Here is a 13,646-nt window from a genome sequence, read left to right as displayed (position 1 = left end):
CCCGCTCCACCGATTGCCGGAAGCGAAGAAAATACCCATATCGGGCACGAACCAGCCTGCCAGCATTCTTCATGCGCCGGAATTGCCGCTTAGGCGGCCCAGGGCTTTTGTAGCCCGGAACGCCGGCAGGCCAACGCAACGCTAACCCACGGCGCCCGTCCCGCAAGAGATGCGGGGCACTCCAGGAGAAAATATGTCAGCTGCAAATCCCACTCGCGACGATTTCGCGAGCCTGCTCGAAGAATCATTTACCGCCGGCCACTCCGGCGAAGGTCAGGTCGTCAAGGGCACGATCCTGGCGATCGAAAAAGACATGGCCATCATCGATGTCGGCCTCAAGGTCGAAGGCCGCGTGCCGCTGAAGGAATTCGGCGTCAAGGGCAAGGACTCGACGCTCAAGGTCGGCGACACGGTCGAGGTCATGGTCGAGCGCATCGAAAACGCGCTGGGCGAAGCCGTCCTGTCGCGCGACAAGGCCCGCCGCGAAGAGAGCTGGGTCAAGCTCGAAGAGAAGTTCACCAAGGGTGAGCGCGTCGAAGGCGTCATCTTCAACCAGGTCAAGGGCGGCTTCACCGTCGACCTCGACGGCGCCGTGGCCTTCCTGCCGCGCAGCCAGGTCGATATCCGCCCGATCCGCGATGTCTCTCCGCTGATGCACAACCCGCAGCCCTTCGAGATCCTCAAGATGGATCGCCGCCGCGGCAACATCGTGGTGTCGCGCCGCACCGTGCTCGAGGAAAGCCGCGCCGAACAGCGTTCGGAAATCGTGCAGAACCTCGAAGAAGGCCAGGTTGTCGAAGGCGTCGTCAAGAACATCACCGATTACGGTGCGTTCGTCGACCTCGGCGGCATCGATGGCCTGCTGCATGTCACCGACATGGCATGGCGCCGCGTCAACCACCCGACCGAGATCCTCAACATCGGTCAGACGGTCAAGGTGCAGATCATCCGCATCAACCAGGAAACCCACCGCATCTCGCTCGGCATGAAGCAGCTCGAGAGCGATCCGTGGTCCGAGATCGGCACCAAGTTCCCGATCGGCAAGAAGATCAAGGGTACCGTCACCAACATCACCGACTACGGCGCGTTCGTCGAGCTGGAGCCGGGCATCGAAGGCCTCATCCACGTTTCGGAAATGTCGTGGACCAAGAAGAACGTGCACCCCGGCAAGATCCTGTCGACGACGCAGGAAGTCGACGTGGTCGTGCTCGAGGTCGATCCGGCCAAGCGCCGCATCTCGCTCGGCCTCAAGCAGACGCTCGAGAATCCGTGGCAGGCTTTTGCCGCGAGCCATCCGGTCGGCAGCCAGGTCGAGGGCGAGGTCAAGAACAAGACCGAGTTCGGCCTGTTCATCGGCCTTGAAGGCGACGTGGACGGCATGGTGCACCTCTCGGACCTCGACTGGACCCGTCCAGGCGAGCAGGTCATCGAAGAGTACAATCGCGGCGACATGGTCAAGGCGCAGGTGCTCGACGTCGACATCGACAAGGAGCGCATCTCGCTCGGCATCAAGCAGCTGGCCAAGGATACGGTCGGCGAAGCGGCGACTTCAGGCGAACTGCGCAAGAACGCGGTCGTCACCTGCGAAGTCACCGGCATCAAGGATGGCGGCCTGGAAGTGCGGCTGGTCGACAGCGGCATAGAGACCTTCATCAAGCGCAACGACCTCAGCCGTGACCGTGACGAGCAGCGCCCCGAGCGCTTCTCGGTCGGCCAGAAGCTGGACGCCCGCGTCATCGCCTTCGACAAGAAGACCCGCAAGCTGCAGGTCTCGATCAAGGCGCTGGAAATCGCCGAAGAGAAGGAAGCCGTCGCACAGTACGGCTCTACCGACTCCGGCGCTTCGCTGGGCGACATCCTTGGCGCCGCGCTGAAGAAGCAGGGCAGCTAAGCCGCTTTGCGCGCAGCGCGTAAGCCGCTTCGCGCAAGCGTAAGCCTCGGCTGCGCCTCGCGCGCAGCCTGAACAAGAAAACCCGCGGGCCGCAAGGCTCGCGGGTTTTTCATGCTCGGCTGCGCGATTGGCACTAGACTAAGACTGTGCAACCCCTTCAATTCCACACGCGCGGTTGTAGGCTCGGCCGTCGTTGCAGACGTAAACACGGAAGTCCGGCCCTTCGGTCAACGGAGAAGCATGCGGGATGAAGGTCGTCGAACTCTATCGCTATCCGGTCAAGAGCCTGCGCGGCCATGCCGTGCCGAGCGCCGACATCGAGACAATGGGCATGGAAGGCGACCGCCGCTGGATGGTCGTCGACAAGGATGGGCAGTTCCTCACCATTCGCCAGATACCTGATATGACGACGATCGACGTCGAGCATCGCGGAACGGGCATCCTGTTGAAACATGACAGGCATGGCTCGCACTTCGTCGAGGCTCCGGCTCCCGGCACCACGCTCCGGCAAGTCAAGATCTGGAAGGATATGGCTGCCGCGCGGCCGGGCGATCCGGCCGCCGGTGCATATCTCTCGGCTATTCTTGGCCGGCCCGTCGATCTCGTCTATTTCGACGATCCGCGAAACCGGCCGGTCGATGCGGAATTCGGCCAGCCTGGCGATTACGTCGGCTTTGCCGACGGTTTTCCGCTGCTGATCGCCACGACGGGCTCGCTGAACCATCTGAACAGCCATCTTGCCAGGCCCATCGAGATGGCGCGGTTCCGGCCAAACATCGTCGTCGACGCAGAAGGCGCATGGCCTGAAGACAGCTGGAAGACGATCCGCATCGGCACGGTGGAGTTGCGGATCGCAAAGCCCTGCTCGCGCTGCGTCATCACCACCCGAGATCCGTTGAGCGGCGAGCAGCCGGACCCGCGCGAGCCGTTGCAGACGCTTGGCAAACTCCACCGCTCCGCCAAGGGCGGCATCATCTTCGGCCAGAATGCCATTCCCAACAACGCCGGCGCGATCGCCATCGGCGACGCAGTCGAGGTCGTGGAAGCGGGCGTCTCGAACCTGACGTAGTCGCAGGCCTTCTAATGCCGTGGAGGCGTCGGCGGTCGCCATGATTGAATGGCCAACCTCCGCTGTAGATCAGGCGAGGTCGGCAAAGGCCGCCATCGGGAAGCCAAGCCAAATGAGCCGCTCTGCGCGGCGGAACTTCAGGCGCGGCCGTAGAGCGGCACCAGCGTGCCGTTCATCGCCAGATTGGCCGGTGATGCCAGATAGGCGATTGCCTCGGCGGCGGCTTCGAGGCTGACCCATTTGCCGAAATCGGCGTCCGGCATGTCGGCGCGATTGGCCGGCGTATCGAGCGTCGAGGGCGCCACCGCGTTGACCAGTATGCCTTTGTGCTTCAGCTCTTCCGCCATCGCCACGGTCATCGCTGCCACCGCCGCTTTGCTGGCGGCATAGGCGACCATGCCGGCGCCACGGCGCGGGTCGAGCCCAGCACGCGCCGTGACATTGACGATGCGGCCCGCTGTGTTCGAGCCCAGCATGGAGCGCACCGCCGCGCGGCAGCACAGAAAGGCGGTGCGGGCGTTGGTGTCCATCATTTCGGCAAAGGATGCAGATTCGATCTTCTCGACCGGGGCTGCGGCAAAGCCGCCGGCCAGATGGATGGAGGCCCACAATTCGGGGACGCTGTCATAGAAGGCATCGACCTTGGCAGGATCGGCGAGATCGACATTATGCGCCAGCCGGACGCGATCATGGGCCGCGAAGGGGAAATGCGAGGGGGCCGACGCGTGGGCATTGGGCACATGGCAGATCGCGCCGTCCGCCAGCAATTTGCCGACGACCGCGGCACCCAGCGCCCCGGTGCCACCGGTCACCACGATATGCTTGCCCTGAACTGTTTCCGTCATCCTGGACGCTCCTGTCGTTTCTTATATTATGTCGCTTGTCGTGCCGCGCCGACGCAGAGCGTCGCGCCTTTTGCACGATCACTCAACCGACATCTCGACATGGCAGTTGTTGCGTCTTTGCATCGCTCGAAGCCGCCGACCGCCCCTTCCGACCCCCGCGCATGGACGTACGGCGCGCGGCCAGGCGTCAGTCGATGGTGATTTCGATGACGTGCGGCAGTCTGGTTGCGCGTGCGCGCTTGAGCGCATCGGCGAGACCGGCAGTACCGGCAAGCCGCTCGGCTGATATACCATAGGCCTCGGCCAGCTTGCAGAAATCCGGCGGCGCCGGGGACACGCCGATCGGCTCGACGCCGACATCGAGCATCGACGTTTCGATCTCGCGATAGCCTCTGTTGTTCCAGACGACGAAGATGACCGGTGCGGGTGCATCGAGCGCCGCGCCCAGCTCCGGCAAGGTGAACTGAAAGCCGCCGTCGCCGGTCAGGCAAACCACCGGCACGCCGGGCATGGCGAGCGCTGCGCCGATCGCCGCCGGCGGCCCGTAGCCGAGCGCGCCGAAACCGGTGGCGGCGTTGAACCAGCTGCCTGGCCGGTCATGGTCGTAATAGAGATTGGCGGCGTAGATCGGCTGCGTGGAATCGCCGACGATGACGGCGCCCGGCAGTGCGTCGCGGATGGTTTCCACCGCACGCACCTGCGCGGCATAGGCCGGGCTGAGCTCGGCAAAGGCCGCCTTTCTCGACGCGGCTGCGCGGCTCTCGCCGTCCTTCGCTGCGGCATGATCAGGATGGAGCGCGCCTAGCAGTGCACCAAGCGCCTCCGCGCAATCGGCCTGGATGCCGACGCTCACCGGGCGGCGGGCGAGCTGGTCCGCGCCGATATCGATGCGGATCAGATTGGCGGGCAGCACGAATCCGCCGTCGCTGTAACCGTCATAGTCGGTCGGGCCGAATTCGGTGCCGGCGGCGATGACCAGATCGGCGTCTGCCATCAGCGCACGCACCGCCTTCAGGCTGGGGCTGGCCGGCACGCAAAGCGGATGCGCGTGCAGCAGACCGCGCGCATTGGCGGTCTGGACGACAGGTGCGCCGAGCCGCTCGGCCAGGCGCTGCAGTGGCTGTTCGGCGCGCTTGGCGCCGCCACCGGCAAGGATCAGCGGTCGGCGCGCGGCTGCGATCAGTTTGGCTGCCTCGGCAATTGCCGCGCCATCCGGCGCCGGCGGCGCTGCATTGGTGAGCGAAGCAGCGATGCCGTCGGCCGGTTTGACCATGACGTCGGTCGGGATCTCGATATGGACGGGGCCCGGCCGCGACGACGAAAACAGCGCGAAGGCCCGCGCCAAAGCGCCAGGCAATTCGCTGGCCTCGGTGACACGTTGCGAAAACAGCGCCACCTTCTCCATCATGCCGCGCTGGTCCGGCAGTTCGTGCAGGAAGCCCAGCCCCTTTCCCAGCGTCGGCATCGCGTTGACGCCCGAAATCACCAGCATCGGCACCGAATCGGCGCGCGCCTGGCCCATTGCGGTGATGGTGTTGGTCAGCCCCGGTCCGGTGATGACAAAGGCAACGCCCGGCCGGCCGCTGGCACGGGCATAGCCGTCGGCCATGAAGCCGGCGCCCTGTTCGTGACGCGGCGTGACATGGCGTATCTTTGAACGCGCCAGCCCGCGGTAAAGCTCGACAGTGTGGACGCCAGGAATGCCGAAAACGGTGTCGACGCCATGCGCTTCGAGCAGCGTGATCAGCGCTTCGCCGATGGTGGTCATAGCTTCTCTCCCTTTTGCGGCGCGAGGCCGAGCTCGGCCTCTATGGCTTTGACGCCGATCGCCGCCAATTCGCCAGGCGAGAACATCTCTGCGGCCAGACAGCCTTCGATCCAGAGCCCGTCGATGATCGCGTTGATGGCAATGGCATGGCGGCGCAGTTCATTTGCGTTTGGCCTGCGCTGCTCGGCGCCGAGCACTTCGGCAACGACTGCTTCCACCTCGTTGCGAAAGCCAAGATAGCCTTCGCGGTGGGCGCGAGCCAGGCTCGGATCCGCGCCGGCGCGGCCGATGAAGGTTGCCCACAGCGAAAACACGCGTGCATCGATGATCGGCGCGTTGAGGTTGGCGGTAACGAAGGCCGCAAGGCGCTGGCGCGGCGAGGCGTCTTCCATGAGCAATGCCGCCTTCGCCCGCTCGGTCATGCGGCCCATCAGCGCCGCGTACGTTTCCTGCAGCAAGTCTTCCTTGCCGGGGAAATAGTGCCGGATCAGCCCGGCGGTGACACCGGCGCGCAGTGCGATGGTGCGCAGGCTGGCGCCCTCCAGCCCATGTTCGGCCACGCTGTCCAGGGTCGCGTCAATCAGATCCTGCCGCCGCCGCTCCTCGCCCTCGCGGCGGAACTTGCGGCGCTCATTCATTGCCGCAGGATGGGCCGCGTCAGGCATGTCGGCCCACCTTCGCAGGCGATGCAGAGGGCATCCGCCTCGAAGATTTGAACCGTGCAGCCGGCGGCTTCCATCGCGGCCCTGGTCTTGGGAAAGCCGGCGACGGCAATGACCTTGTGCGGGCTGGTCGGCAGCACGTTCAGGCTGAGGCCGTTGGACGCGGCAAACTCTTCGGCGTCGCCTTCCACCAGCCGGATGCCGCGCGCCTTCAGCAACTGATAGAACGGCGCCGGCAAAAGCGGTGAATAGACCAGGGCCAGGTCGTCGGCCAGCGGGCTGATCACCGACATCAGATGCAGGCACGCCTCCTCGCCCTGCCACAGCGGCAGATCGAAACCGTAGACGGAAATGCCGAGCGGCGTCAGCAGATTGGAAACCTGCTGTATGCCTTCCTGGTTGGAGCGCACCCCGCGCCCGATCACCAGCGTGCTGGCATCCAGCCATACGCAATCGCCGCCTTCTACCTGGCCGGGAGCCTGGACGCGGCCGAGGATGGGAATACCCAGGCGTGTGTAGGTTTCCTCATGCAGCGATGGCTCCCGGGCGCGCAATGGCTTGCCCATGGACAGGATCAGCGCGCCGCGGTCGGTCATCAGCGACGGGTCGTGGGTGAATACGGAATCCGACAGCCCGTCGGCCTTGTCATCGATCCATTCGATTTCGGCGCCGGACGCCGCCACCAGCTCAGCGAGAGCCGCGTGCTGCGCCGCCGCTTTCGCCGGGTCGAAACCCGGGCCATAGTGCCAGGTAGCCCGGTCGGCACCGCGCATGGCATTGGCCGCCGACCGCATCAGCACGCGCCGCAACGGCGCCGCCATGGATTGTGATCCGAAAGCGCTCATCAGTGCCCTTTTCAATGCCGTGTTCAAGGTGAAAAAAATGGAAAAAATTTCATCGGAGGCTATTTATACACTTGCACAATAAGGCCGCAAGTGCCGTAATGAGCGGGATTGACGGGCTCGCGCTGTTGGGTCCATGCTGAAGTCTGGAGTGGGCATTACAGCGTATGTTGATTAGCCGGATAGACGTTCGACGATCTGCCGTGGACCCTGTGGCAGAGGTTCCCCGGTGAGCGCGGCGGGAACCGCCGCAGTCCAATCCGGCAAGGCGCAGGACGGCGCCGCCGAAGCCATCCATGTCGAGAACCTGCACAAGAAATTCGGCCAGCTGCATGTGCTGAAAGGCGTTTCGCTGTCGGCGCGCCACGGCGAAGTGATCGCCATTATCGGCGGCTCGGGTTCCGGCAAGTCGACGCTGCTGCGCTGCATCAACTGCCTGGAAAACCCGACCAGCGGCATCATCCGCGTCAATGGCGAGGAGATCAAACTCAAGGCCGACAGCCACGGCCACACCGTGCCCGCCGACCGCCGGCAGATCGAACGCATCCGCGCCAAGCTCGGCATGGTGTTCCAGAACTTCAACCTGTGGAGCCACATGACGCTGATCGAGAACGTCATCGAGGTTCCGGTGCATGTTCTGGGCGTAAGGCGCGACGTGGCGATCAGGGAAGCCGAAAAGCTTTTGGCGCGCGTCGGCCTCGCCGAAAAGCGCGACGTCTATCCGGCCTATCTCTCCGGCGGTCAGCAGCAGCGCGCGGCGATCGCCCGCGCCCTGGCCATCAACCCGCGCGTCATGCTGTTCGACGAGCCGACCTCGGCGCTCGACCCGGAGCTGGTTGGCGAGGTGCTGAAGGTGATCGGCGACCTGGCGCGCGAGGGCCGCACCATGGTGCTGGTCACGCATGAAATGAAATTCGCCCGCGAGGTCGCGACCCATGTCGTCTACCTCTGCAACGGGCTGGTCGAGGAAGAGGGGCCGCCGGAGCAGATATTCGGCGCACCGAAATCCGAAAGGCTGAAGCAGTTCATCCGCAACATCGGCTAGGACAAGCCGGGACGGAAGAAAACCGGGAACCAACAACAAACTGGGAGTCGTGACATGAAGACTGTTCTGAAAACATTCGCCGCAGCGCTGCTGCTCGGCGTCGCCGCCATGGGCGTGGCCAAGGCCGATCCGGTCAAGATCGGCGTCGCCGCCGAGCCCTATCCGCCCTTCACCTCGCCGGACGCTTCCGGCAAATGGGTTGGCTGGGAAATCGAGTTCATCGACGCCGTCTGCGCCGAGGAGAAGCTCGACTGCGTCATCACGCCTGTCGCCTGGGACGGCATCATCCCGGCGCTGACGACCAAGAAGATCGACGTCATCGCCAGTTCGATGTCGATCACCGCCGAACGCGAGAAGACCATCGACTTCTCGGATAAGTACTACAACACGCCGACCGCCATCATCGGGCCGAAGGACCAGAAATTCGGCGCCACGCCGGACGATCTCAAGGGCAAAGTGCTCGGGGTGCAGGTGTCGACCACCCATTCGGCCTATGCCAAGAAGCATTTCGGCCCCACGGCCGCCGAGATCAAGGAATACCAGACGCAGGACGAAGCCAACAACGATCTGGCCGCAGGCCGCCTCGACGCCGTCCAGGCGGATTCGATCGCGCTCGACGCATTCCTGAAGTCGGACCAGGGCAAGGCCTGCTGCGATCTGAAGGGCATGGTGGCTCCGGACGATGAAGTGCTCGGACCGGGCGTGGGCGCCGGCGTGCGCAAGGAAGACACCGACCTTAAGGCCAAGATCAACGCCGGCATCAAGGCGATCCGCTCGAACGGCAAATATGACGAGATATCGAAGAAATACTTCGATTTCGACATTTACGGTGGTGGCGGCGCGCAGTCGAACTGACGATCCTCGCATGAGCTGAGGGGCATGGCGCCAACGCCATGCCCCTCCTGCCCGACCTTTCCCAGACATGCTTGCCGCCGGCGCTGCCGTCGGCGGTGGTTGGACCCAGCAATCCGGGGGCGACGCTGATCGACGCACTTCTTTCGGCCTCGGCGGCCGGCATCATAGAACTTCTCTCGCCCAATCCGCCGGGCTGGGGCGGCACGCTGTTGCTTGGGCTGCTCCATTCGATCGAGATCGCGCTCGGCGCCACGGTCCTCGGTCTTCTGATCGGCACCGGTGGCGCCTTTGGCAAGCTTTACGGCGGTCCTGTCGTGCGCGACCTGCTGGCGGTTTACACCACCATCGTGCGCGCCGTGCCCGAACTGGTGCTGATCCTGCTGCTCTATTATGCCGGGACGGACCTGATCAACCAGGCGCTGACGGCAATGGGCTACCAGCGCGTCGACATCAGCGGCCTTGCCGCGGGCATCGCCGTGCTCGGCTTTGTCCAGGGTGCCTATTCGACCGAAGTGATCCGCGGCGCCATCCTAGCCATACCGCAGGGCCAGATCGAAGCCGCCCGCGCCTATGGCATGTCACCCGGGCTCATGCTGCGGCGCATCACCTTGCCGGCGATGCTGCCCTTCGCCATACCCGGGCTCGCCAATCTGTGGCTGATCGCCACCAAGGATACGGCCCTTCTGGCGGTCGTCGGCTTTTACGAGCTGGCGCTGGCGACGCGGCAGGCTGCGGGGGTCACCAAAGCCTATTTCACCTTCTTTTTCGCCGCGGGCGTGCTCTATCTCATCTTGTCGCTGGTCTCCAACCTGCTCATCGGCCGCGTCGAGGCCTGGTCGCGGCGCGGTATGCCGTCGCTCAAGGATGCGCGCTGATGGCCGGAGAAGCGACCATCATCAACGCTGCCGCGCGCACGTCGCTGTGGCTGCAGCCGCATCGCATCGTGCTGATCCTGGTCGCGATCGCGCTGGTTTTCGGCGCAGCCTTCTTCATGCGCTGGGATTGGCTGCCGCAATATTACGAAATGGGGCTTCTCGGCATCTGGCGGTCGCTGTGGATCCTGGCCGTCACCTGCTTTCTCGGCTTCCTGCTCGCCGTGCCGCTCGGGCTGGCGCAGGCCGCCGGCCCGTTCTGGCTTTCCGCCCCCGCCAGGACATTCTGCACCGTCATCAGGGGCACGCCGCTGCTGATCCAGCTATGGCTGCTCTATTACGGGCTGGGCTCGCTGTTTCCGCAATATCCGTGGATTCGCGAATCCTGGATGTGGCCGTATCTCAGGCAAGCCTGGCCCTATGGCGTGCTGGCGTTGACCTTGTCCTTCGCCGGCTATGAGGGCGAGGTGATGCGCGGCGCCTTTGCCGGCGTGCCGAAGGGGCAGCTCGAGGCAGCCCGCGCCTTCGGCATGAGCCGCTGGAAGATTTTCCGCCGCATCTGGCTGCCGCAGGCCATCTACCGGGCGCTGCCGACGCTGACCGGCGAAACCGTGCTGCAGCTGAAGTCGACGCCGCTGGTAGCGACGATCAGCGTCATCGACATCTTCGCCGTCTCGTCCAAGGTCCGGCAGGACACCTATCTCACCTACGAACCCTTGCTGCTTTTGGCGCTGATCTACATGATCATCACCGGCATACTGGTGTTTGCATTCAGCAAGATCGAGGCGCGCATACCGAACAAGGTGGGCTAGGGAATAGTGAGCAGGCAGTAGTGAGTAGTCAGCATATGACCGGGAAACCGCTTGCTTTCGCTACTCCCTACTGACTACTCCCTACTCACTCTCACCACCAATCGGGTCCGCACCATGCAACTCTCTCTCGACCAGGCAACAGGGCTGTGCCGGATGGCGGCGCTCGGCGCCGGCGCCAATGAGGAGGCGGCGCGGTCGCTCACCGCCTCGATCATTGCCGCCGAGGCGGAAGGGCTTTCGACCGTCGGGCTGACCCATTTCATCGATTACCTCGAAGCGCTGGAAGCCGGCCGCATCGACGGCAATGCCGATCCGGTGATCACCAGGCCGGCGCTCGCCGTCTATCTCTCCGATGCGCGTGGCGGCCTCGCCCATACCGGCTTCGACCGCACCATCGACGACCTCGCCAAGGCGGCAAAGCTGTTCGGCGTCGCCATCTTCTCGCAGAAGAACGCTTATACGTGCGGCGCACTAGGCTATTTCACCGGGCGTCTGGCGCAGCTGGGATTGGTCTCCTTCGCCGCCACCAACGGGCCGGCGGTGCTGGCAGGCTCGGGCTCGGTCAAGCCGGTCTATTGCACCAACCCGATGTCGTTTGCGGCACCCGCCGCCGATGGCGCGCCGCTGGTCATCGACCAGTCGTCGAGCGCCACCGCCTTCGTCAACATCCGCAAGGCGGCCGAGGACGGCAAGAAGATCCCCGAAGGCTGGGCGCTGGACGCCAGCGGCAATCCGACCACCGATCCGGCCGCTGCCATGAAGGGCGCCATGCTGGCCTTCGGCGGCCAGCGTGGCGCCAACATCGCGCTGATGGTCGAAGTGCTGGCGGCTGGCCTGTCGGGCGCCAACTGGTCGCTCGACGCGCCCTGGTTCTCCGGCGGACCGGACAGCCCGGGAACCGGCCTGTTCGTGCTCGCCGTCGAGCCCAAGCTGCTCGACCCGGATTTCGAGCAACGCATGAAGGACCAGCTCGACCGGCTGCGCCGGCGCTTTGGCGTGCACGTGCCGGGCCGGGCGCGGGCCGAAGCGGCCGAGAAGGCGCAGGCGCGCGGCATCAATGCCCCCAAAGCCGTGGTGCAGCGCATTTCCGAATTCGCCGAGCGCTATTCGGGCTGAAGCAGTCCTGCGACAACGGATTTTTACGCGACCTGGCTGAACCTTTCTACCGATCGCAACGACCAATAGCTGCCGGGTCGGGTTTGCCCGGTCGGTGTCTTCTGTCGGATGCGTTTAGGGCCCGGGCGGGCGTATGCCGTCTCAGCTTATCCGCCCCGTTGCGCTCTGTCTCGACCGTTGCGTCACCCGGAAAACCCCGCTTCGGCGGGGTTTTCTGCGTTCGTGCTCTGTGTGCTAAAACATGATGGCGGCAGTTAACTTTTGTGAACTTGACTTGCCGGAACCATCGGGCGTTTGCAAGGGATCGTCACAACAACAGGAGCTACGATGTCCGCAACCACCGACGCTTCCCGGGGCAAACTTATCGTTCCGGTGTTTGGCCGCCTGTATTCGTCGCTGCATGATGGCGCCGAAACCCTTCTGCGCGTCGTCGCCGGCGGGTTTCTCACCATTCACGGCTCGCAGAAGATCACCAATCCTTTCGGCGCCGCCGAGATGGTCGAAGGCCTCGGCTTCTATCCCGGCGCGTTCTGGTCGCTGCTTGTGTCCTGCACCGAATTCTTCGGCGGCATTCTGATCGCCATCGGCCTGTTGACTCGGCCCGCCGCCTTTGCCGGCATGATCGTGCTGCTGGTCACCGTCTGGTTCCACTGGATCACTGTCGGCCAGGGCTTTTCCGGCGCTGAAAAGTCGCTTCTATGGGCGGCGATCCTGCTGTTCTTCGTTATCCGCGGCGGCAACCGCCAGTCGGTCGACGCGCGCCTCGGCAAGGCGTTCTGAAGGGTCCATAAGAGGGGGGCAGCGACGACGCGTCACCCTTTGCCTTTGGCCCAAAACGGACTATGAAACGGCTTCAGCCAAGCTTTCGAGCGCCGGAGCCAGCCATGACCGAAATCCTGCAGATCCCCAAGCTCGTGGTCGTCTTCGGCGGCTCCGGCTTCGTCGGCCGCCACATCGTGCGGGCGCTGGCCAAGCGCGGCTACCGCATCAGGGTGGCGGTGCGCCGGCCCGATCTGGCGGGACATCTGCAGCCGCTCGGCAATGTCGGCCAGATCCAGCCGGTGCAGGCCAATGTGCGCGTGCGCTGGTCCGTCGACCGCGCCGTGCAGGGCGCCGACCATGTCATCAATCTGGTCGCCATCCCGCATGAAAGCGGCCGGCAGAAATTCAACACCGTGCACGAATTCGGCGCCCGCGCCGTCGCCGAAGCCGCACGCTCGGTCGGCGCAGGGCTCACCCACATCTCGGCGCTTGGCGCCGACCTCAACGCCGAGTCCGACTATGCGCGCACCAAGGCGCTCGGCGAAAAGGCCGTGCTGGAAACGATCCCGGACGCCGTCATCTTCCGACCGTCGATCAATTTCGGACCTGAGGACAGTTTCTTCAACCGCTTCGCCGACATGGCGCGCTATTCGCCGGTGCTGCCGCTGATCGGCGGCGGCCAGACCAAGTTCCAGCCGGTCTATGTCGGCGATGTCGCCGAAGCAGTGGCGCGTTCGGTCGAGGGCAAGATCAAGGGCGGCCAGATCTATGAACTCGGCGGGCCGCAAGTGCTCACCTTCAAGCAGTGCATGGAAGAGCTGCTCACCGTCATCGAGCGCAAGCGGCTCCTGGTGCCGGTGCCGTGGTGGATGGCCAATCTGCAGGCCTCGATCGTCGGCCTGCTGCCCAACCCGTTGCTGACCAAGGACCAGGTGCTGCTGCTGCGCCAGCCCAATATTGTGTCGGAGGAGGCCAACAAGGCCAACCGGAACCTTGCCGGCCTCGACATCCAGCCGCAGTCTATCGGCACAATCCTGCCCAGCTATCTCTGGCGCTTCCGCGCCGCAGGCCAGTTCCAGCGCAAGCCTGCCGGGATCGCGTAACAAG

The 13,646-nt window shown here is 64.5% G+C and carries 14 protein-coding genes; 10 read left to right on the top strand and 4 right to left on the bottom strand.

Annotated elements, in window-relative coordinates; genetic code table 11:
• Positions 1 to 193 precede the first annotated feature (193 nt).
• Both rpsA and ACYG9R_RS09050 read left to right on the top strand, forming a co-directional pair.
• Positions 194 to 1,891, top strand: coding sequence for a 30S ribosomal protein S1 (gene rpsA, locus ACYG9R_RS09055; RefSeq protein ID WP_023703671.1), 1,698 nt, complete (start codon positions 194 to 196; stop codon positions 1,889 to 1,891).
• 247 nt (positions 1,892 to 2,138) lie between these two features.
• A complete protein-coding gene (locus ACYG9R_RS09050; protein WP_023823895.1) occupies positions 2,139 to 2,960 on the top strand; it encodes an MOSC domain-containing protein in 822 nt (273 codons plus the stop codon).
• 137 nt (positions 2,961 to 3,097) lie between these two features.
• Here the strand turns inward: ACYG9R_RS09050 and ACYG9R_RS09045 are convergent, their stop codons facing one another.
• From ACYG9R_RS09045 to ACYG9R_RS09030, 4 genes are all read right to left on the bottom strand, one after another.
• On the bottom strand, positions 3,098 to 3,805 hold the full coding sequence (locus ACYG9R_RS09045) for an SDR family NAD(P)-dependent oxidoreductase (RefSeq protein WP_023823894.1): 708 nt from the start codon (positions 3,803 to 3,805) through the stop codon (positions 3,098 to 3,100).
• A 187-nt stretch (positions 3,806 to 3,992) separates the two neighbouring features.
• Positions 3,993 to 5,573: a 5-guanidino-2-oxopentanoate decarboxylase gene (locus ACYG9R_RS09040; RefSeq protein WP_023823893.1), complete on the bottom strand. Its 1,581-nt coding sequence runs from the start codon at positions 5,571 to 5,573 to the stop codon at positions 3,993 to 3,995.
• The gene (locus ACYG9R_RS09035; protein ID WP_023823892.1) at positions 5,570 to 6,238 is read right to left on the bottom strand and encodes a TetR family transcriptional regulator C-terminal domain-containing protein; all 669 of its coding nucleotides are present in this window, start codon (positions 6,236 to 6,238) and stop codon (positions 5,570 to 5,572) included. The genes ACYG9R_RS09040 and ACYG9R_RS09035 overlap by 4 nt, the downstream gene beginning before the upstream one ends.
• Positions 6,208 to 7,080: a dimethylarginine dimethylaminohydrolase family protein gene (locus tag ACYG9R_RS09030; RefSeq protein WP_023823891.1), complete on the bottom strand. Its 873-nt coding sequence runs from the start codon at positions 7,078 to 7,080 to the stop codon at positions 6,208 to 6,210. The genes ACYG9R_RS09035 and ACYG9R_RS09030 overlap by 31 nt, the downstream gene beginning before the upstream one ends.
• Here ACYG9R_RS09030 and ACYG9R_RS09025 point away from each other — a divergent pair.
• The 8 genes from ACYG9R_RS09025 (at position 7,007) to ACYG9R_RS08990 (ending at position 13,642) form a co-directional block, all read left to right on the top strand.
• Positions 7,007 to 7,162: a hypothetical protein gene (locus ACYG9R_RS09025; protein WP_196813600.1), complete on the top strand. Its 156-nt coding sequence runs from the start codon at positions 7,007 to 7,009 to the stop codon at positions 7,160 to 7,162. The two genes, ACYG9R_RS09030 and ACYG9R_RS09025, sit on opposite strands and share 74 nt — an antisense overlap.
• Before the next feature lie 144 nt (positions 7,163 to 7,306).
• Positions 7,307 to 8,122 (top strand): ABC transporter ATP-binding protein, encoded by an 816-nt coding sequence (locus ACYG9R_RS09020; RefSeq protein ID WP_023823890.1) that lies wholly within the window; start codon positions 7,307 to 7,309, stop codon positions 8,120 to 8,122.
• A 54-nt stretch (positions 8,123 to 8,176) separates the two neighbouring features.
• Positions 8,177 to 8,977, top strand: a complete 801-nt coding sequence (locus ACYG9R_RS09015) for a transporter substrate-binding domain-containing protein (RefSeq protein ID WP_023671323.1) — start codon at positions 8,177 to 8,179, stop codon at positions 8,975 to 8,977.
• Between the two features lie 161 nt (positions 8,978 to 9,138).
• Complete coding sequence (locus ACYG9R_RS09010; protein ID WP_196814080.1) at positions 9,139 to 9,852, top strand: ABC transporter permease; 714 nt, start codon at positions 9,139 to 9,141, stop codon at positions 9,850 to 9,852.
• The gene (locus ACYG9R_RS09005) at positions 9,852 to 10,661 is read left to right on the top strand and encodes an ABC transporter permease (protein ID WP_023689221.1); all 810 of its coding nucleotides are present in this window, start codon (positions 9,852 to 9,854) and stop codon (positions 10,659 to 10,661) included. The genes ACYG9R_RS09010 and ACYG9R_RS09005 overlap by 1 nt, the downstream gene beginning before the upstream one ends.
• Before the next feature lie 114 nt (positions 10,662 to 10,775).
• A complete protein-coding gene (locus ACYG9R_RS09000) occupies positions 10,776 to 11,777 on the top strand; it encodes an Ldh family oxidoreductase (protein ID WP_023714560.1) in 1,002 nt (333 codons plus the stop codon).
• Between the two features lie 327 nt (positions 11,778 to 12,104).
• Positions 12,105 to 12,557, top strand: a complete 453-nt coding sequence (locus tag ACYG9R_RS08995; protein ID WP_023823889.1) for a DoxX family protein — start codon at positions 12,105 to 12,107, stop codon at positions 12,555 to 12,557.
• Positions 12,558 to 12,661: 104 nt separating this feature from the next.
• On the top strand, positions 12,662 to 13,642 hold the full coding sequence (locus tag ACYG9R_RS08990) for a complex I NDUFA9 subunit family protein (RefSeq protein ID WP_023823888.1): 981 nt from the start codon (positions 12,662 to 12,664) through the stop codon (positions 13,640 to 13,642).
• Positions 13,643 to 13,646 lie beyond the last annotated feature (4 nt).

The organism is Mesorhizobium sp. RSR565B (assembly GCF_054719465.1).
Note: the sequence above shows the minus strand (reverse complement) of the source record. Positions and strands in the feature narration are given on the sequence as shown.